Raw genomic sequence first — 17,635 nt, 5'->3', positions numbered from 1 at the left:
CGGGCAACGGGAAAGGCCGGGTCGGCGCCAACGGCGTCGACCCGGCCTTCCGGTGGTGCTCCCCTTCGGGGGTGCCGAGCCTTCTGCTCGACGGAGCCGGTCAGTCCGTGCCGAACTCCATCGCCGCGCGGTCCAGCATCTCGTCGTCGTCGGAGACCTCGCCGCGCGAGGCGATGGCCTCGGCGCCGCCCTCCGGCAGGGTGCCGATCAACCCGGTCGCGGCCGCCTGGGCGGCACCGATGGCGGGGTTGGCGGTGCCGATCAGTCCGAGGCCTGCGTACTGCTCCAGCTTGGCACGCGAGTCGGCGATGTCGAGGTTGCGCATGGTGAGCTGGCCGATCCGGTCCACCGGGCCGAACGCCGAGTCCTCGGTGCGCTCCATGGACAGCTTGTCCGGGTGGTAGCTGAAGGCCGGGCCCGCGGTGTCGAGGAGCGAGTAGTCCTCGCCGCGCCGCAGTCGCAGCGTCACCTCGCCGGTGACGGCCGTACCGACCCAGCGCTGGATCGACTCGCGCACCATCAGCGCCTGCGGGTCCAGCCAGCGGCCCTCGTACATCAGCCGGCCGAGGCGCCGTCCCTCGTTGTGGTACTGGGCGAGGGTGTCCTCATTGTGGATGGCGTTGACCAGGCGCTCGTACGCGGCGTGCAGCAGGGCCATGCCGGGTGCCTCGTAGATGCCGCGGCTCTTGGCCTCGATGATCCGGTTCTCGATCTGGTCCGACATGCCCATGCCGTGCCGACCGCCGATGGCGTTCGCCTTCATCACCAGGTCGACGGGGGAGGCGAACTTCTCACCGTTGATCGTCACCGGGCGGCCCTGGTCGAAGCCGATCGTCACATCCTCGGTGGCGATCTCGACCGAGGGGTCCCAGAACCGCACACCCATGATCGGGTCGACGGTCTCCACGCCGGTGTTCAGCTGCTCCAGGGTCTTGGCCTCGTGAGTGGCGCCCCAGATGTTGGCGTCGGTGGAGTAGGCCTTCTCGGTGCTGTCGCGGTAGGGGAGGTCGTGGGCGAGAAGCCACTCCGACATCTCCTTGCGGCCGCCGAGCTCGGAGACGAAGTCTGCGTCGAGCCAGGGCTTGTAGATCCGCAGGTGCGGGTTGGCGAGCAGGCCGTAGCGGTAGAACCGCTCGATGTCGTTGCCCTTGAAGGTCGAGCCGTCGCCCCAGATCTGCACGTCGTCCTCGAGCATCGCCCGGACCAGCAGGGTGCCGGTGACGGCACGGCCGAGCGGCGTCGTGTTGAAGTAGGCGCGCCCGCCCGAGCGGATATGGAACGCGCCGCACGTGAGCGCGGCCAGGCCCTCTTCGACCAGCGCCGCGCGGCAGTCGACCAGGCGCGCGATCTCGGCACCGTAGGCCTGTGCACGGCCGGGCACGGAGCCGATGTCGGGCTCGTCGTACTGGCCGATGTCGGCGGTGTAGGTGCACGGGATGGCGCCCTTGTCGCGCATCCACGCGACCGCGACGGAGGTATCGAGACCGCCCGAGAAGGCGATGCCGACACGCTCGCCGGCGGGAAGGGAGGTGAGGACCTTAGACATAGGAAGATTATGCATCATCGCGCATGTCCATGCAAAACGTCCGGGTCACCCGCACCACTCAGACGCTCTGCGCGCCCGGTCGACCACCCCGGAAGCCGTGTGCCGCACGCCGCGGTGCGCACCCATAGGGCCGGCCTCAGGCAGGTGCAGTCTGACACTCCGTGGTCGCAACTGTCCGCCTGCGTCTCGTGCGAGTCGGCGGACGGGCAGATGCCCGGTCAACAGGTACGGGGCACTGACTATGCGCATGCGAGCACACGTCCGGCGCGCTCAGCTGCCGCTTCCGGGGGCCACCTCCGAGTGGTGGCCCTGCTGGCGCAGCGTCTCCTCACGGGATACCGGTGCAGTCCGCCCCGGCGGACGCAGGGCGGACGCGCCGAGCACCACGAACAGGATCAGGAGCGCGGGAATGCCCAGGGCCACGGGTAGTCCTGTGAAGGTGCTGACGCCGCCGATCACAAGTGGCCCGATGAGGAAGCCGACGTACCCGAGGCTGACGACGAGCGACAACGCAGCTCCGGCCCGTGCGGGATCACGTTGCCCCGCGGCCGAGTAGACCTGCGGAGCGATACACGACATCCCGGCGCCCAGGCATGCGAAGCCGATGACGCCGGCCACCGGGTGGCCGATCAGCAGGGCCGCGGTCATGCCCACCGAGGCCAGCACCCCACAGCCGCGGACGAGCCGCACAGGCCCGAACCGCTCGGTCAGCCGGTCGCCGAGCAGCCGCCCGATCGTCATGGTGATCGAGAACGCGGCGAACGCCACTGCGGCGAACGCCGGTGTGCTGCCGAGGCTCTCGTGCAGATAGACGGCGCTCCAGTCCGCGGCGGTCCCCTCCCCGACCAGCGTGCACATGGCCAGCGCTCCGAGAAACAGGAGGTAGAACGAGCGTGAAACGCCCTCTCCACCGGACCCGGCCGTGGGTTCGGGCCCTGCCCCCGGAACCCCCTGCGGCAGGGCCCATGCCGCTGCCCACACCGCGAGCAGAACGACACCGGAGCCCACGGCCGCGAAAGTGACTTCAGGACCCACGTCCCTATGGGCGAAGAGCCCGCCGATCGCGGCGCCCAGGAAGCCACCGATGCTGTAGACGGCGTGGAACGACGACACGATCGGGCGGCCCCAGGCTCGCTGGACCTCGATCCCGTTCGCGTTCATCGCGATGTTCAGGGTGCCGTGGACCAGGCCGAAGAGAAAGAGCGCCACCATGAGGGTGACCAGTGTCGGCATGAATGCCGGAGGTATGAGCAGCAGCCCTTCGAGGAGGGCCATCGGCACCATGACCCGAGTGCTTCCCCATCGGTCGACGAGTCTTCCCAGGCCCATCATTCCGGCGATGGCACCCACGGCAAAGGCCAGCAGGGCCAGGCCGAGCAGCCCGTCACTCAGCCCGAGGTCGCTCTTGATCGCCGGGATGCGACTCGTCCAGCAGCCAAGAGCCGTACCGAACAGCAGGAACAGCAAGGACGTGGCAACACGCCCTCGCACCAATGAGCCACGTGCTTCCGGCTTTGGGCTCACGCGGGGAATCTCCATCCGTTGACACACCTTTGCGACTGCTGCCCCGCTCCGGGGATCTGGTTGTCCGCAGGTGCGTCCCCCTCGCACGCAGACCGTCGATGTCTGGTTCCTACGGGTCCGAGGGGCGCCCGGCCACCGGGCCCGGCACCCCTCGGCGCACGGGAGCGACTCGTCAGCCGGCTACCCAGACGCTGACAGGCACGAAGGAGCCGAGGTCGGCGCGACTCGAACCGCCCGACACCTGGTCCGGCCCACCGGCACAGTCTTCGCTCGCGAACAGGGCGGCACTCTGACTGTGGGTATTGATCGCCGATCGTGCCGGGACCCCCCATCCGGACTCGTCCAGATTTATACAGGTCCCCCCGGGAGCCAGGGAACTGAGGGTGATCCTCTCCCCCGTGAAGTTCTCGCCCGAGAACAAACAGAGGGTTTTGGTGAACGAACAGTCCCCCGCACTCGCGGATGCCGGTGCCGCGGCCAGTCCCACTAAGGTGACCATCGAGGCCGCCAGTGTGGCGGTGCTCAGGTACCGCTTCCTACGGCCAGCCGAATTGGCCGCCTCGGCGGCTGCATTCTCATGACGTCGCTCGAACAAGACACTCCTCAAGGTCACATGCCCGAACGGGCACTGATTTCGACTCTTCGGCACGCCGCGGCCACACACCAGGACCTCTCCCCCTCACACCCGCAGCAGACATCGGCCTCACCACAACCCGTGACTCGGCAGAGCCGCGATCGCATCCTGGCCTTTTTCACCGTCGCGAAAGGGTGTAGCGGGAATGCTGACAGCGCGCGCGGTATTCGGTAAGCCCTTGAATACAGGCCCGGAATCGGCGTGATACGGCAGAGCAGAGAGCGCTCTCTACCCCGACCCCAACCTTAGAAAGTTCCTACGTGAGTGTCAACGGCCCTCATCCGTAAGCAAGTTGGCGCCGATCTGGAACGGGACCCCGATGCATCGAAACGCCGACGATCCCGTCAAACGCCCCACCTCATATCCGAACTGATTTCTTGGCTCGGGAGACTCAGGACGTGGCGCCGGTGTAGCGTTTCACGCCCTGGCGAAACGTGATCACCGATAGCAGGACAAAGCGCCCCGTCACCGCCGGACCTGCAGGCAGCGCCACCAGAAAATCAAGCCGCGCAAAGCGGCCGGCGGGAGCGAGCCCGAAGCGCACGGCCCGGAAATCGGGACCGGCCACCATCACGGACGTCGCCATCATGGATCTCGCCCACGAGATGGCGACCCCGCGCGATCGACGTCACCGCAACGATGCTGTTCACCGGTCCGGTGCCAGGAAGCCCCGGACGATACGGTGGACCATTTGAAATTCATGGGCAGATGGAATTCACCGGGCGGTCTCGATCGAAGCTGCCCTTGATACGCAAGCATTTTGGTCTCCGCCATGGGAAACGGATGTTCACATGCCGAATAGTTTTATCGCGACGGTGCTGCGGAAGTTCGGGGTGGTCACAGTGGATTCCGAGGAGCACCTCGAGTCCCGGTCGGGTGCGGGCATCCACGCCGTACGCACTGCCGACGGGCAGTCTGCGTACCTCAAACTCACTCCGGTCGCACAGGGACCTGACGCCCTGGCGGCCGCGCGGAGGGAGTTGCTCTTCTACCAACGCCTCGCGCCGACCGCTCCGGTGCTCTCGCCAAAACTTCTTCTGTCTGCGGACACCGATGACGGCCTGGCCATGCTGCTCACAGCGACGGGTAATCCCTTGCCCGCCACAGCATGGACACCGGGCATGTGGGCGACCCTCGGCCACGAACTGGCTTCTCTGCACAGCATGCCTCTCCCGGCGGATACGAGCTGGGCCCGGCCCGATGCGCTGCGGCAAGCCATGGTCTACCCGGATCTGCCGACGATCGAGGCCTTCTGGGCCCCGACCCTCCCGCTGCTCGCCGAGATCGTCGCCCGGCGCACCGAGCTGGAACAGCGGATGGAGGCACTCCCACCGGTGTTCGTCCATGGTGACTGCCACACCGACAACATCACGCACTCCGGAGAATCGCTGATACTTCTCGACTGGCAGGTATCGGGCTCCGGCCGCCCCTCATCCGACCTGGCCTTCCTCAACGTCCGCGCCGTGCCTGCCGGGGTGACCGCCCCACCGGAGTTGCTCGACGCGTATCTCAGCGGTAGTCCCCACGATCGTCGGGCACTGGAGTTCGCCTCGCTGGCCGAAGAGCTCGCCGTCTTCGTCTTCCAGTGGCCGCCCTTCGCCGCGTACAACAATCCGACGGGAATCGATCGCGTCCGGCAACGGACGCGTGACCTCTCCGAGCGGTGGTTCGACGCTCGGAACGGGGCGGGAGGAAACCGCTGAACAGGCGCGGCAGAGCGCAGCAGAGCGCAGCATCAAACGGCTTACGAACAACCGGGCCCTGCCATCCGTTTCGGCTGACTCGCCGCCCGCTCCACAGCCAACGTCCGGATAGCCGCCGTCAACGGGTGGCGTGACCTTGGGACAGAGTCGCCAAGATGCCAGGCCGGAGCGACTGTCTCAGAGCCGTAAACTGCGGGCCATGGCGCGATTCGATGAGGTGAAGACCGCCTTCTGGGGTGACGGCGAGTACGGAGTGCAGCCCGCATTGACCGATGAGGCCACTCACGAGGCCGAGCATCTACTCCGCGTGACCCTGCCCTCCGACTTGCTCGACCTGCTGCGAGTGCAGAACGGCGGCAGCGTGACACAAGAGCGCAATGCGTTCCCCGTCAGCACACCGAACTCGTGGAGTGAAAGCCACGTCCCCTTGGCGGACTTGATGGGTATCGGGCGACGCGACCGGATGTCCTCGCTGCTCGACACTCCGTACCTGGCCGAAGAGTGGGAGCTACCGTCGCCAGTAGTCCTCCTCTCCGGCGACGGTCACTTCTGGATCGGGCTCGACTACCGCGTCTGCGGCCGGGATGGGGAGCCTTCAGTTACCTGGTTCGACACCGACCACGCCGTGGAACAGGCACTCGCCGGTAACTTTCGATCGTTCGTTGAAGGCCTCACAGCCAGCAGTACGTTCGACACCCGACCTGGCGCTGAACCCGTGGTCCGGGCTCCACGTTGATGCCCGCTCTCAGGGGCTGTTTTTTTGACCCTATTTCAGAGGGAGTTCGATCCCTGCCAGGGCCCCTCCACGGCGGCCCCGCAGTCGCTCGGGAGGTGTGCGACGACGAGCGCGGCAGCCTCCTGGGGTGTGGCCACCTCGCCGAGGAGTTCGGCGTAGCAGGCGGCGTACACCAAGTAAGCCCCTTTTCCGCCAGCTATGCGGGGAAGATCGTTGCTCCACGGGAAGTCTGTGTTCCGGTGGAAGTTCAGGCAGCCGTGGCTCGGGAAGGGGAACAGCTGGCGCAGACGCGGCTCTGCGAACGCGGCTTCGATCACCTCAGGATCCCCGCGGCGGGCTTCGGGGTGGCGCTCCAACAACATGCGCCAGGTTTTCTCGACCACGGATTCCGTACTCATGTCATTGATCATCGCCAGTGGCGCCTGCCGGAGCAACCCTCAGCCATGTCGGCGGGTCGGTGTGCCGTAGTTTGCGGTACGTCGTCAGGTGTCGCGCCAAGTGCGTGTGGATTCGCGGTCAGGCGGCGGGTCATGAGGTTGATCATCGCGAGGTGGATCCCGGCTTCGGAGCGGTGGGGCTTGGCATGGAGAGGTCCTCCAGCAGCGGACTGCGGTTCAGCAGCAGCATCTGGCAGATCACCGCGGTCAGCTTGTCGGCGTCACGGCGATAGCCCCAGTCCGCCAGGACCTTGCAGATTCGACGGACGGCATCGTCGATGAGATCGTCCCCGAATACCCGACGGGCCAGGGGCGGCCGCATGAAGCGGCCGAGTCGGTCAAAGACGGTGAACTCGCCGAGCAGGTAGGCATGGACGAGCACGAACGGCCGGGCGTTGGGGCTGATCTGGCCGCCCCATGAGCGTCGGAAGTCGGAGCCGCCGGCGTTGATCAGGTCCACCCAGTCGTCCACCGACGAGCCCCAGAATGACCGGCGAAGCTCGCCGCAGCGGATCAGCACCAGCCCGGCCGCGTCCCGCGCGAACCGCCGCTGGTGACGGTCGTCCGGCGGCCAGTGCAGGCCGGCGAGGCATCTGCCGACGGCCGCACCAACCGGGCGACCGCCCTCAGAGGCGCCGCGTCGAGGCTGAGGTCGTCGCGCGGAACCGGAGCCCCCGGGGTCAGTCCTGATCTTGGGTGTACTGAGCTGCGTACCAACTGGAGTCGATGGCGGGGTTGCGCAGAGCCCCCCAGAAGCGCTCGTCAGGTATCGGCGGCAGCGGAGGATTGCCCAGGTCCGCATGCAGATCCGCACGCCAGTCGACAGTGAAATGACTTCGGATGTCCGCGCTCTCGCACACGGACCTGTAGGGGGACCCCCAGATCCCGAGGGCTATCTTCTCCGCGGCCCACCTGAGAGTGACGTCTCGGCCGGTGTTGGCCTGCACGAGCACCGCGCGGAGTCGCAAAGCGAGCGGCCCGGTCTGGTCCGGCTGCGGTGGAGCCACACCGCACTCCCACGCGTCCAGGGCTGACTTGACCTCCGGGTACTTGTTCAGACCCGATTCGACCGCCAGTCTGCGCAACTGCTTCCGCGCGGCCTCAACCACCTGCTCATACGGCAGGATCGCGATCAGTGCACCGAGTTCCTCATGCCCGTCCAGGTAGCTCGCGTGGAAGAGGTCGGTGGGACTGTGGGACAGGTCTAGCTCTGGCAGCTTCTCATCCGGTGCGGGAAGGGGCTCGTCGGCACTGCACTCCGGTCTGGGAGCCAGAGGCCCCTCCCAGAACAGCCGGCCGTTGAACGTGACGACACCACCGTCCTTGCCGCGCTCAAGCTTGCCGGCCAATTCGGACAGATACCCACCCAGCGAGTCGGCCTCCCCGAAACTGGTGCCGGTCTCGTCGAAGAACCGTCCGATCGCACCGAAGGAGTCCCGCCCGGTACGGCAATCCACCAGGAGACCGTCCGACGTCACGTCATAGGAACCGAACTTTACGTAGCTGCGAAGCCAGTAGCCCTCGACCTCCCCGTCGATGCCTTGGTCAAAGCCACGCATGAACCCGGTATCCCCGAGGATCCCGCTCACTCCGAGCAGCCGGTCGCCCGTGCTGAACCGGAAAGCCTCAGGTCCCTCCAGCGCCCCGTTGTGCCGGAGGAGCGAAGCGACCAGGTCCGGAGGAAAGGTGACACCCAGTTCCTCTTGCGCTGCCGCGATCTCCTCGTCCCTGGCGGGCGGCCGAAGCGTGGCGAAAGTGCGAGGCGCGTGCTCGCGCAGCCACGCGTCGATGCGGTTCCATGAGTCCTTGACCAGGTCTGCTGTCATAGGGCCGACCCTAGAGTCAGACACTGACAGCTTGATCGTCGCTCACCGGCCTTGCCCGACGTGTTTTGCGTTCAGTCCGGCCAAATCGAGTGTGACTCTTGTCCCGGCTCACCAAGCCGTCGACACCGGATGCTCCAGTCGCCAACTCACGCGCTCACTCGCCAAGCGAAGCGCTCAGTCACAATCACCCGATCGGTGGCCAACTCGAAGAAGCTCGGTGAGCGGCGTGTCGTCTTCGGTTCCCACACTGTCATTCTCTCCCCCTGCCGGCGGAGGAGTCTGCAGTGAGGGCCGCGACAGCACGGGAGTGGTAGTCGAGTGTCCCTCTCGGCATCAAGGCGGGCGGCCGTCGGCCGCCCGGGCCCAGATCCTCGTACCAGAGATACCGCGTCGCACGTGTGTCGAGCCCGGAGGCCGTGCCGGGCAGGATCCAGAAGACCCTTGAGACTGAGCTGCCGTGGCTCGTGGCTCACACCGTGCTGCTTGACCTGTTGGGGCGGCAGGGGGCCACTGGTCATGGTCGTGGACTGTGCGGGACCTGTCGGCCGCGCCCACGCGCGCGGCCGCGTCCTCAGTCCGTCACCGCCGCCCGGTAGGGGCGGAAGAACGCGCGCAACTCCTGTGCGTAGAGCTCGGGTTCTTCGAACGGCGCGAAGTGGCCGCCACGCGCGGGCTCGGTCACGCGCGCGACGTTCGCCGTGCGCTCGAGCCATGCCCGCGGTGGGCGGACGATGTCGCCGGGGAAGAGCGAGAAGCCGGAGGGTACTTCGACCCGGCGGGCGGGCTGGGCGGGCGGGATCGCGGCGTTCGCGCGGTACATACGCATCGAGGAGCCGATCGTCCCCGTGAGCCAGTAGAGGGTGACGTTCGTGAGGATCTCGTCCTTCGTGAAGCTCCTCTCGACCTCGCCGTCGCAGTCGCTCCACGCCCGGAGCTTCTCGACGATCCACGCGGCGAGACCGGCCGGCGAGTCGGTGAGCCCGAAGGCCGCGGTCTGGGGCTTCGTGCGGTGCATGGAGGCGTAGGCGCCCTCGGCCGCGCCCCAGGCCGCGGCTCCCTCGATCCAGGCGCTCTCCTCGGGCGCGAGGTCCGCCGGGTCGCCGGTGAAGACGGGCAGGCCCCCGTCGGTGCGGTGGACGGCCACGACCCTGTCGGGGTGGTCGAGTCCGAGGTAGCGGCTCACGTGGCTGCCGATGTCCCCGCCCGCCGCGCCGAAGCGGGCGTAACCGAGGACATCCATGAGCTCGGCCCACAGCCCGGCGACGGCGATGGAATCGAGGGGTGGACCCGTGGGGCGGTCGGAGTAGCCGAAGCCCGGCATGTCAGGCACGACGACGTCGAACGCGTCGGCGGGGTCGGCTCCGTGCGCGCCGGGGTCGGTGAGGAGCGGGATGACCTTCGCGTAGCGCCAGAACGAGTCCGGCCAGCCGTGGCTGAGGACCAGCGGCAGGACGGAACCGGCAGGTGCGGCGGCCGCCCGGACGTGCACGAAGTGGATCCCGAGGCCGCCGAGCGGGACACGGAAGTGGGGGAGCCGCGCGAGCGCCGCCTCCTGCGCCGGCCAGTCGAACTCGTCCGCCCAGTAGGCGACGAGCTCGCGGAGGTAGCCGAGGTCGGTCCCGAGCGACCACCCGGCGTCCTCGGGCGTGTCCGGCCAGCGTGTCGCGCGCAGCCGCGCCCGGAGGTCCGCGAGCGCCGCGGGGACGGTTTGCGGGGTGAACGGCTCGGGGCGGGGCAAGGCGTCCGGCATGGGACGCATGCTAGCGCCGGGGGGACGCCCGCCGGATCGGAGTACGCCGACAACACGCGCAAACTGGACGCCTCCAGCACGGTGAGCCTGAACGTCGATGCACCAGCTGCACCGAGTCGCGCCAGGACACCGCCCATGCGTCGGACCTTGCCCAGGGCTGGAACAGCAAGGGTCGGGTAGCGCCGGGCTTCCGCATCAACCGGGCAGCCAGGGACCGGTGCACGGGGCGTTTCGGTTTCCTCCGACACCGAGCCGACCGGTCTCTGGCCTACCTCTGGCACGGCTGTGAAGACGATCGATGGCGTTGAGCGGGAACACCTCGTACAGCTCACGTGGGAGCACGGTCGGTCCGGCCGCACGCTCGGCACACAACGGGGCCGCCCTCCATCGTTCGCCGCAGGACCGCTGTCCGCTCTCGTCGCGTGTCAGGCACGGTCTGCACGCTCCCCGGCCACGGGGTACGGGACAAATGTGCTGCTGTTCTCGTCGCTCGCCAGGCGGCGGTCGAGCGGCGGGACGGCCCGTTGGGGGCAGTCGGTGCGTTCGCAGAGGCGGCAGCCCATGCCGATGGGGACGGCGGAAGCAACGCTGCCGAGGTCGAGTCCGTCGGAGTAGACGAGCCGTGAGGCGTGCCGGATCTCGCAGCCGAGTCCGATGGCGAAGGTCTTGCCGGGCTCGCCCCAGCCGCCGCGGTGACGGGTGACGGCGCGGGCGGTCCACAGGTAGCGCTGCCCGTCCGGCATGGAGGCGACCTGTACGTGGATGCGGCCGGGCGCAGCGAATGCCTCGTAGACGTTCCACAGGGGGCAGGTGCCGCCCGCCCGGGAGAAGTGGAACGCGGTGGCGGACTGGCGTTTGGACATGTTGCCGGCCCGGTCGACCCGGACGAAAGAAGGCACACCGCGTCATCAGCCTGGAAGCCGCCCGCTCCCACATGCAGGTCGCCCGCGAACTGGCGGCTCACGGTTATCCGCGCGAGGCCGGACCCGGCATCTACGACATCCACTCCCCCCGCGTGCCGAGCGCCGAGGAGGCAGCGGCCCTCCTGCGCAAGGGACTCGAAGCCATCCCGGCGGACCGCCTGTGGGTCAACCCGGACTGCGGCCTGAAGACCCGAGGCTGGCCCGAGACGCGTGCGTCGCTGGAGAACCTGGTCCCGGCCGCCCGCACGGTACGGGCGGAGCTTTCCAGGTCCTGAGGTGAATCAAGGGCCGGGAGAGGGTGCGGAAGCGCCTGCCTCTCGGCCCTTTCGTCACCAACTCCGTGCACGGGCTCACAGTTGACCTCCGGGCACGCCCCGGCCGGGAGGCCCGCCCGACCGGATCGACGCCATTCAAGTTAGGTTAGGCTACGTTAAGCAAGCCGTGGAGCGGACCCGGCGATGCATGTGTGTCATCAGGGGAGGGAAAATCACCCATGGGCTTGCCCACCGTCGACTCCTACCCGATGCCGGCCGGCACCGCCCTGCCGCGATCGCATGCTTCCTGGAGGATCGATCCCGCACGCGCCGCGCTGCTGGTCCACGACATGCAGAACCACTTCGTCGGCACGTTCCCGGCGGGGCGTTCTCCCGTGGTGGAGCTCGTCGACAACATCGCGGCGCTCCGGGAACTCGCAGGGACGCTGGGCATACCGGTCGTCTTCAGCGCGGAACCGGCCGGACAACTGCCGGTACAGCGCGGGCTCGTCGGCGAGATATGGGGTCCGGGCGTCGGGGACGAGCCGGACGCCGCCTCGATCGTCGCGCCTCTCACGCCTCGTGCCGGCGAGCACCTGCTGGCGAATGTGCGCCCCAACGCCTTCCTGCGCAGCCATCTCGGCAGGCTGTTGCGCTCGAAGGCCCGCGACCAACTGATCATCTGCGGGGTGTACGCGCACCGAGGCGTCGTGGTGACCGCCGCGGACGCCTTCATGAACGACATCCAGCCGTTCGTCGTCGCCGACGCGGTGGCCGACTTCTCCGCGGAGGAACACGCCTCGGCGCTCCGCTGGGCCGCGCGCAGCGGCATGGTCTGCACGACGGACGGCCTGCTGCGTGACCTGCCCCCGCGCAGGGAGCCGAAGAACGCGTGACCACTGCGCGGGCGGCACGAAGCACACAACGGCGGCATCACGAGAGACGGAGACCATGACCGAACGGGCCGCGATGGTCGGGCCAGTGGCACTGTCGGCGGGAATCGTCCGTCTGCTGTCGCATCCGATGGTGAAGATCGGCGTGGTGACCACGCACACAGCGCGGGGCACGGACTCGGGGACGGTCGGCGTACCGTCCCGCGCCGCGTCGAGCGACGCACCCACCGCGTACGGCTCGCCGAGGGAGTGGGGACAGCGATGAGACCGGTCGTCACGGAGCGCGCGGAGGCGAATCCGTCCAGCGGGCCACGTCTCCGGCCGGAGCAACGGCGGAGCAGCGCGGTCGTCGTCAAGTTCGGCGGCAACGCCATGGTGGACGCGAGCCTGCAGCGGACGTTCGCCCAGGACATCGTGGAGTTGTGGCACGCGGGCCTGCGCCCGGTCGTCGTACACGGGGGCGGGCCGCAGATCAGCGCGATGCTCGATCGTCTGGGCCTGGAGACCCGCTTCGAGGCGGGCCTGCGGGTGACCACACCGGAGACCATGGAGGTGGTGCGCATGGTGCTGACCGGCCGGGTCCAGCGGGAACTGGTCGGCCACATCAACGCACACGGGCCCTTCGCCGTGGGCATGACGGGCGAGGACGCGCACACGATGACGGCCGTGCGGCGGCCGGCCTGGGTGGACGGCCGCCCGGTGGACATCGGTCTCGTCGGCGACATCGTGGACGTGAACCCCGGCATGGTGCGCACACTCCTCGACCAGGGGCACATCCCCGTGATCTCCCCCGTGGCCCGCGGTGAGGACGGACAGGTCTACAACGTCAACGCCGATCTCGCGGCGTCGGCCCTGGCCGTGGCACTCGAAGCCGAGCGGCTGGTGGTGCTCACCGACGTGGAGGGGCTGTACGCGAACTGGCCGGACAGCACCGAGGTGATCCAGCGCCTGACGGCCGACGCACTGGACGGGCTGCTGCCGGGGCTGGCGAGCGGGATGCTGCCGAAGATGGAGGGCTGCCTGCGGGCCGTCCGCGGCGGCGTGCGCAGGGCACACGTGCTCGACGGCCGTGTGCCGCACGCGGTGCTGCGTGGCGTCCTCGGCGAGACCAGCCCCGGCACCACCGTGGTCCCCGACGACAGCCCGGACCACGAGGGGGGCACCGGATGACCACAGCGGACGACACGCCCCTTCAGCGTTGCCGCCGGTTTGGGACGACGGGCACCTGCGGCACCTGTTCCTGACGCCGGGCCGGGGCTGCATCAGCCTCGTAGCCGCCGGCCCTCCCGTCACGCTCGCCGACAAGCACCCGGCCGACGGGATCCGGCGCGCACAGGCAGGCCGACGGTCACAGGACCCTTGCGAGGATCCGTGCGTTGCGCCGGGGATCCAGGGACTCCGCCCAGGGCCGGGGCGACAGACGGGCGGTCGAGGGCGCGAACCCGTAGCGGAGGAACAGGCCGCCATCGCCGGTCGTCGCCGTGAACAGGGCACCGAGCGACCGGTCGCGGGCCGTGGCCAGCACAGCGCGCAGGAGCGCGGCTCCCACTCCGTGACCCTGACTGTGCGCAGCCACACAGAAGTTGTACACAACGCCTGCGGATTCGCGGCACTCCCCCGGGCCGGCCGGGTGCACACGCAGGCCCACGCAGCCTTCGAGGCGGCCTCCGGGAGTCTCCGTCACGAGGAAGTCGGCCGCGTGGGTGGCGTAGAGCGAGACGGGCCGCTCCCGAAGCGCCCCCGAGCGCACGAAGGGCTGGGACAGGCCGGCGAGTGCGGCAGCGTCCTCCTCACGGGCGGAACGCACGGAGGGCGTCGGTGTCAGGAGCGCAGGCGACAGCGGGGCCGGGCGCGGCGTGGCCGTGATCAAAATCTATCTCTTCCTCGTTCCCGTTTCGAAGAACGGCTCGTCTCGGCCAGGGACAGTCGGGCGGTACGCCCCCCGGTGGAACGGACGGCTCCCGCCGCCCGGCAGCGAGGATCCGTTCAAGCCCTCGGCCGAGCGGTTCGCCGTGACGGGTCAGACGTCCATGGACGCCGCGAGGGACCGGGGGCGCAGATCGGTCCAGTTGGCCTCGATGAAGTCCAGGCACGCCTCCCGGGTGTTCTCGTCGAAGACGGTCCTCCACCCCCCGGGCACCTCGGCGAAGGACGGCCAGAGCGAGTGCTGGCCCTCGTCGTTCACCAGGACCAGGAACCGGCCTTCGGGGTCGTCAAAAGGGTTGGTGCTCATGTGTCATTGCCTCCTCGGGTCCGACGGGCCGATGACAGCCGCGTCGAGAGTGTGAACCAGGTCGCCGGCGAGGGTTCGGCCGGACCTGGTGGTGCCATGGGCCGTGGCGCGGACCCGGTCGGCGGTCCGCGCGTGCTTCTCCCGCAACGTGATCACCGGGACGAGGCCCGACGGTCCGGCCGACGCCTACACCATTCCTGGACGCGGTACTCGGCAGGGGTCATGGAGGGCCCGTTCAGAAGGTGGATCGGAGATGGAAGGGGAGGGCGTTATTAGGTTAGGCTCGCCTAATAGAGACGAGCTTAGCCTTTCAAATTCCCTCTCACAAGGAGACGTTCATGCGCCTGGTGATCGAACGGGTCCCCACCGAGGACGGCACGGGCATGCCCGTCGGCGCGTTCTCCCGGACCGTGGGCGGCTGCCTCACAAGCCGGCCATGACCGATCCCGCATCCGGCCCCCGGGCCGATACCGAGAACGCCTTCGCCGCGTTCGGACTGCCCGGCGAACCCGGCACAGCCGAGTTCTGGGCGGCGGCGCGGACACCGGCGTCGATACCTGCCGACGACGGCAGTTGGGTGACCTTGTTCCTCTGGCGCGGGTCTGCGGCGAGCATCGGCTTCGAAAGCTGGTCGGAGCCGTCGCCGCTGCGCCGATGGCGCGACACGGACTGCTGGTACGCCGAGGTTCCCATGCCCGCGCGGCTGCGGGTGACCTACCGGTTCCTCGCGGGCGACGCGGCGTACGCCGACCCGTTCAACCCGGTCGGTGCGGGCGGCGACCGGTCCATCGCCGCTACCCCGGACGCCCCGGCCCAGCCGCACTGGCCCGTCATCGGCGCTGACGACGTCCTGCCCGTCCCGCGCACCCGGCTCCGCTGGGCCGCCGGCGAACGACTCGGCGGGCGGCGCACCGTGCGCGTCCACCCGGCGGGCGGCGGCGGACCGGTGGTCCTGCTCCTCGACGGGGACGACTGGCTGTACCTGCACCCGGCCATGGCCGCGTTCGACTCGGCCGTCGCCGGTGGCGAGATGCCTCCCGTCACCCTCGTCTTCCTTCCGGCCAAGGACAGGAAGGCGGAATTCGGGTGCAGGCCCGAACTGTGGGAGGCGATCCGGGACGAACTGCTGCCGCTGGTGGCGGAGTCCGGCGTGCCTGCCGACCCGGACCGGCTGGTGGTCGCCGGTCAGAGTCTCGGCGGACTGAGTGCGATGTACGCCGCGCTGGAGTTCCCGGACCTCGTGACCCGCGTCGCCTGCCAGTCGGCGTCGTTCTGGTGGACACCCGACGCCAAGGACCTGGCGGACCCCCTGGCCGGTCCGGTCGGAGGCGCCATCGCCGCGCGTCTGCGGGAGCGCCCCGACCTGTCCGGTCTGCGGGTCGCGTTCGACGTCGGGGAACACGAAACGCGGATGCTGCCCCACTGCGAGCTCGCCGAGAACCTGTCCGGACAGGCCGGTGCGACCGTGCGGGTTTCCCGGTCGCCGTCGGAGCACGACCGGGCGGGCTGGCGACACGCCCTGCTCAGAGATGTCGCCTGGGCTCTCGGCTGAGGCTCGGTCGCGGTTCTGGGACATCCGCGAGGCCGGCCGTGACGGCGCGCGGGGCGCCGGTACCACGGCCGAGTGTCGGCGTAGGGTCGCGGCCATGGTGCATGTACTGAGCAGTCGCGTGCTGCTGCGGCCCCGGGACCCGCAGGTCTCACGGGACTTCTACGGGAAAACACTCGGACTGCCCGTGTACCGCGAGTTCGGCACGGGCCCGGAGCGCGGGACGGTCTACTTTCTCGGCGGTGGCTTTCTCGAGGTGTCCGGGCGGTCGGACGGCCTGCCGACCGCGGCCCTCCGTCTTTGGATGCAGGTCGCCGACTGCGAGGCTGCCCACAACGAACTGTCGGGGCGTGGCGCTCACGTGCTGCGGCCGCCGCTGCAGGAAGCATGGGGCCTGATCGAGATGTGGATCGCCGATCCGGACGGCCACCAGATCGTGCTGACGGAGGTACCCGGCGATCACCCCTTGCGCTATCGGCCCTGAACCCCGCCGGTCGGCCCAGGGCGGAGCGCCCTGGAGGAACTACGCACCTGGCGACCACAACCGACGGCCCAGCGACGCCACGAACTGCCGTGAGCCCCCGTCAATGCCCGGTAGCAGCGGCCACCGATTCAATGACGCCACGCCAGGTCCGGCGATATCCCTCTCGAAGAGGCCCGCCGACGAGGTCGAGGACCTCCGATGCTGCGTCGATCATGAGCGCGGGGTCTCCCGACTCACACAGACGCAGGTGGCCCTCCAGCAGGGCGGCCCCACGCTCTGCGTCCGCCTCCAGAAGACGTCGCGGCAACCACTTCCCGCCACCGATCCACGCGTGGTGGTAGTCGCAGAGCAGATCGGCCGCTGTGGTGAGAACGAACCCGGCCACCGCCAGCCGCTCGATGCGGTCGCCCGCGTCGGTGAGATCGTCCAGTGCGTCCGTCAGCCCGTACCTCTTCGTCTCGACCGTCTCCGGTTCCAGCGCCGGCGGACCCTTTCGGAGGTCCGCTTCGGCCAGGGCCCGGGCACGCCCGGCCTCACCATGCGTATCGACCAGGACGAGACCGGCGGCATACATGCTCTGAAGGACCGCACGACGTGCAGCGACGTCCGCTGCGAAGAGCTCTGCGAGACCGGCACGGGTGTGGACGAAGAGCTCCACGACACGTCCCTCGAACCGAATCGTCTCCCGGCCGGTCTCGCCGCCGTCGCCGATGAGGACCGCTATGTCCAAGTCGCTGCGGGGAGTACCCCGCCCGGCAGCCGTCGACCCGGCGAGGATCACGGCGAGCGCATCGGGGAAACGGCCATGGGCGAGACGTCGCGCTTGGTCGAAGGGATCCGTGTTCATGGCGGAATGGTTCCAGGATCCTTGATCGACAGCGACTGGGTTTTCCACGCCCACTGCATGACCGTGACGAACCGTGAAGGATCCGAGAGCACGAACGACGGCTACGGACCAGCCGGACAGCGATCTCCACCATGCCCCCCGGCTATGCGGCGGTGCGGGTGACCACAGCAGGCTGTGGCCACCCGCGGGCCCTCGACGGCTGACGTTCTGTGGGTCAGACAGGAGGGGCATCCGGAGAGACGAATGCCGCGGAGTCAGTCCTGGGGTCTCTCGTTCGGGTCACGCCGGGCTCGCGA

Annotated in this window: 18 protein-coding genes and 3 pseudogenes; 8 read left to right on the top strand and 13 right to left on the bottom strand. The window is 68.9% G+C overall.

Annotation, left to right across the window (positions count from 1 at the left end):
• Nucleotides 1-100: 100 nt before the first annotated feature.
• From argG to ACFWBQ_RS25465, 4 genes are all read right to left on the bottom strand, one after another.
• On the bottom strand, nt 101-1,546 hold the full coding sequence (gene argG / locus ACFWBQ_RS25480; RefSeq protein ID WP_385496475.1) for an argininosuccinate synthase: 1,446 nt from the start codon (nt 1,544-1,546) through the stop codon (nt 101-103).
• A gap of 270 nt (nt 1,547-1,816) precedes the next feature.
• Complete coding sequence (locus ACFWBQ_RS25475; protein WP_385496467.1) at nt 1,817-3,070, bottom strand: MFS transporter; 1,254 nt, start codon at nt 3,068-3,070, stop codon at nt 1,817-1,819.
• Between the two features lie 172 nt (nt 3,071-3,242).
• A complete protein-coding gene (locus tag ACFWBQ_RS25470) occupies nt 3,243-3,569 on the bottom strand; it encodes a peptidase inhibitor family I36 protein (RefSeq protein ID WP_385497020.1) in 327 nt (108 codons plus the stop codon).
• A 526-nt stretch (nt 3,570-4,095) separates the two neighbouring features.
• Complete coding sequence (locus ACFWBQ_RS25465; protein ID WP_385496465.1) at nt 4,096-4,293, bottom strand: hypothetical protein; 198 nt, start codon at nt 4,291-4,293, stop codon at nt 4,096-4,098.
• A gap of 202 nt (nt 4,294-4,495) precedes the next feature.
• Between ACFWBQ_RS25465 and ACFWBQ_RS25460 the strand changes: the two genes are divergently transcribed.
• Entirely contained in the window at nt 4,496-5,407 is a 912-nt protein-coding gene (locus ACFWBQ_RS25460; RefSeq protein WP_385496463.1) for a phosphotransferase family protein, read from the top strand.
• A gap of 199 nt (nt 5,408-5,606) precedes the next feature.
• Nucleotides 5,607-6,143 (top strand): SMI1/KNR4 family protein, encoded by a 537-nt coding sequence (locus ACFWBQ_RS25455; protein ID WP_385496462.1) that lies wholly within the window; start codon nt 5,607-5,609, stop codon nt 6,141-6,143.
• 35 nt (nt 6,144-6,178) lie between these two features.
• Here the strand turns inward: ACFWBQ_RS25455 and ACFWBQ_RS25450 are convergent, their stop codons facing one another.
• The 6 genes and pseudogenes from ACFWBQ_RS25450 to ACFWBQ_RS25425 all read right to left on the bottom strand — a co-directional run.
• Nucleotides 6,179-6,541, bottom strand: coding sequence for a DUF6193 family natural product biosynthesis protein (locus tag ACFWBQ_RS25450; RefSeq protein ID WP_385496457.1), 363 nt, complete (start codon nt 6,539-6,541; stop codon nt 6,179-6,181).
• Nucleotides 6,542-6,625: 84 nt separating this feature from the next.
• A pseudogene (locus tag ACFWBQ_RS25445) lies at nt 6,626-6,726 on the bottom strand (IS5/IS1182 family transposase); the annotation flags it as partial.
• Nucleotides 6,684-7,052: a hypothetical protein gene (locus ACFWBQ_RS25440; RefSeq protein WP_385496454.1), complete on the bottom strand. Its 369-nt coding sequence runs from the start codon at nt 7,050-7,052 to the stop codon at nt 6,684-6,686. The pseudogene ACFWBQ_RS25445 and the gene ACFWBQ_RS25440, both read right to left, overlap by 43 nt.
• 208 nt (nt 7,053-7,260) lie before the next feature.
• Nucleotides 7,261-8,406 (bottom strand): SMI1/KNR4 family protein, encoded by a 1,146-nt coding sequence (locus tag ACFWBQ_RS25435; protein ID WP_385496450.1) that lies wholly within the window; start codon nt 8,404-8,406, stop codon nt 7,261-7,263.
• A gap of 571 nt (nt 8,407-8,977) precedes the next feature.
• A complete protein-coding gene (locus ACFWBQ_RS25430; RefSeq protein ID WP_385496442.1) occupies nt 8,978-10,156 on the bottom strand; it encodes an epoxide hydrolase family protein in 1,179 nt (392 codons plus the stop codon).
• A gap of 425 nt (nt 10,157-10,581) precedes the next feature.
• Nucleotides 10,582-11,061, bottom strand: a pseudogene (locus tag ACFWBQ_RS25425) (short-chain fatty acyl-CoA regulator family protein); the annotation flags it as partial.
• Here ACFWBQ_RS25425 and ACFWBQ_RS25420 point away from each other — a divergent pair.
• The 4 genes and pseudogenes from ACFWBQ_RS25420 to argB all read left to right on the top strand — a co-directional run.
• A pseudogene (locus ACFWBQ_RS25420) lies at nt 11,061-11,354 on the top strand (5-methyltetrahydropteroyltriglutamate--homocysteine S-methyltransferase); the annotation flags it as partial. The pseudogenes ACFWBQ_RS25425 and ACFWBQ_RS25420 overlap by 1 nt on opposite strands.
• A gap of 218 nt (nt 11,355-11,572) precedes the next feature.
• Entirely contained in the window at nt 11,573-12,229 is a 657-nt protein-coding gene (locus tag ACFWBQ_RS25415) for an isochorismatase family protein (protein WP_385496437.1), read from the top strand.
• A 55-nt stretch (nt 12,230-12,284) separates the two neighbouring features.
• Entirely contained in the window at nt 12,285-12,491 is a 207-nt protein-coding gene (locus tag ACFWBQ_RS25410) for a hypothetical protein (protein ID WP_385496420.1), read from the top strand.
• Nucleotides 12,488-13,396: an acetylglutamate kinase gene (gene argB / locus ACFWBQ_RS25405; protein WP_385496381.1), complete on the top strand. Its 909-nt coding sequence runs from the start codon at nt 12,488-12,490 to the stop codon at nt 13,394-13,396. Before ACFWBQ_RS25410 ends, argB begins: the two co-directional genes overlap by 4 nt.
• 178 nt (nt 13,397-13,574) lie before the next feature.
• Here argB and ACFWBQ_RS25400 read toward each other — a convergent pair whose 3' ends face one another.
• Complete coding sequence (locus ACFWBQ_RS25400) at nt 13,575-14,096, bottom strand: GNAT family N-acetyltransferase (protein ID WP_385496351.1); 522 nt, start codon at nt 14,094-14,096, stop codon at nt 13,575-13,577.
• 150 nt (nt 14,097-14,246) lie between these two features.
• Nucleotides 14,247-14,459 (bottom strand): MbtH family protein, encoded by a 213-nt coding sequence (locus tag ACFWBQ_RS25395; protein ID WP_385496294.1) that lies wholly within the window; start codon nt 14,457-14,459, stop codon nt 14,247-14,249.
• Nucleotides 14,460-14,895: 436 nt separating this feature from the next.
• On the opposite strand from ACFWBQ_RS25395, the gene ACFWBQ_RS25390 reads away from it, so the two are divergent.
• Nucleotides 14,896-16,011 carry an alpha/beta hydrolase-fold protein gene (locus ACFWBQ_RS25390; protein ID WP_385496284.1) on the top strand — a complete coding sequence of 372 codons (1,116 nt, stop codon included), beginning with the start codon at nt 14,896-14,898 and terminating at the stop codon, nt 16,009-16,011.
• Nucleotides 16,012-16,105: 94 nt separating this feature from the next.
• Nucleotides 16,106-16,492, top strand: a complete 387-nt coding sequence (locus ACFWBQ_RS25385) for a VOC family protein (protein ID WP_385496223.1) — start codon at nt 16,106-16,108, stop codon at nt 16,490-16,492.
• A 100-nt stretch (nt 16,493-16,592) separates the two neighbouring features.
• Here ACFWBQ_RS25385 and ACFWBQ_RS25380 read toward each other — a convergent pair whose 3' ends face one another.
• Nucleotides 16,593-17,339, bottom strand: a complete 747-nt coding sequence (locus tag ACFWBQ_RS25380) for a nucleotidyltransferase domain-containing protein (protein ID WP_385496194.1) — start codon at nt 17,337-17,339, stop codon at nt 16,593-16,595.
• Nucleotides 17,340-17,635 lie beyond the last annotated feature (296 nt).

Source organism: Streptomyces sp. NPDC060035 (assembly GCF_042736635.1).
Classification (GTDB): domain Bacteria; phylum Actinomycetota; class Actinomycetes; order Streptomycetales; family Streptomycetaceae; genus Streptomyces.
Note: the sequence above shows the minus strand (reverse complement) of the source record. Positions and strands in the feature narration are given on the sequence as shown.

What these genes read in the sequence shown, in the direction of transcription:
- ACFWBQ_RS25415 (WP_385496437.1), top strand. Translation starts at nt 11,573, where the DNA reads ATGGGCTTGCCCACCGTCGACTCCTACCCGATGCCGGCCGGCACCGCC.
- ACFWBQ_RS25390 (WP_385496284.1), top strand. Translation starts at nt 14,896, where the DNA reads ATGACCGATCCCGCATCCGGCCCCCGGGCCGATACCGAGAACGCCTTC.
- ACFWBQ_RS25450 (WP_385496457.1), bottom strand. Translation starts at nt 6,541, where the DNA reads ATGAGTACGGAATCCGTGGTCGAGAAAACCTGGCGCATGTTGTTGGAG.
- ACFWBQ_RS25470 (WP_385497020.1), bottom strand. Translation starts at nt 3,569, where the DNA reads ATGGTCACCTTAGTGGGACTGGCCGCGGCACCGGCATCCGCGAGTGCG.
- ACFWBQ_RS25435 (WP_385496450.1), bottom strand. Translation starts at nt 8,406, where the DNA reads ATGACAGCAGACCTGGTCAAGGACTCATGGAACCGCATCGACGCGTGG.
- ACFWBQ_RS25385 (WP_385496223.1), top strand. Translation starts at nt 16,106, where the DNA reads ATGGTGCATGTACTGAGCAGTCGCGTGCTGCTGCGGCCCCGGGACCCG.
- ACFWBQ_RS25395 (WP_385496294.1), bottom strand. Translation starts at nt 14,459, where the DNA reads ATGAGCACCAACCCTTTTGACGACCCCGAAGGCCGGTTCCTGGTCCTG.
- argB (WP_385496381.1), top strand. Translation starts at nt 12,488, where the DNA reads ATGAGACCGGTCGTCACGGAGCGCGCGGAGGCGAATCCGTCCAGCGGG.
- ACFWBQ_RS25380 (WP_385496194.1), bottom strand. Translation starts at nt 17,339, where the DNA reads ATGAACACGGATCCCTTCGACCAAGCGCGACGTCTCGCCCATGGCCGT.
- ACFWBQ_RS25460 (WP_385496463.1), top strand. Translation starts at nt 4,496, where the DNA reads ATGCCGAATAGTTTTATCGCGACGGTGCTGCGGAAGTTCGGGGTGGTC.
- ACFWBQ_RS25430 (WP_385496442.1), bottom strand. Translation starts at nt 10,156, where the DNA reads ATGCCGGACGCCTTGCCCCGCCCCGAGCCGTTCACCCCGCAAACCGTC.
- argG (WP_385496475.1), bottom strand. Translation starts at nt 1,546, where the DNA reads ATGTCTAAGGTCCTCACCTCCCTTCCCGCCGGCGAGCGTGTCGGCATC.
- ACFWBQ_RS25455 (WP_385496462.1), top strand. Translation starts at nt 5,607, where the DNA reads ATGGCGCGATTCGATGAGGTGAAGACCGCCTTCTGGGGTGACGGCGAG.
- ACFWBQ_RS25465 (WP_385496465.1), bottom strand. Translation starts at nt 4,293, where the DNA reads ATGATGGCGACGTCCGTGATGGTGGCCGGTCCCGATTTCCGGGCCGTG.
- ACFWBQ_RS25410 (WP_385496420.1), top strand. Translation starts at nt 12,285, where the DNA reads ATGACCGAACGGGCCGCGATGGTCGGGCCAGTGGCACTGTCGGCGGGA.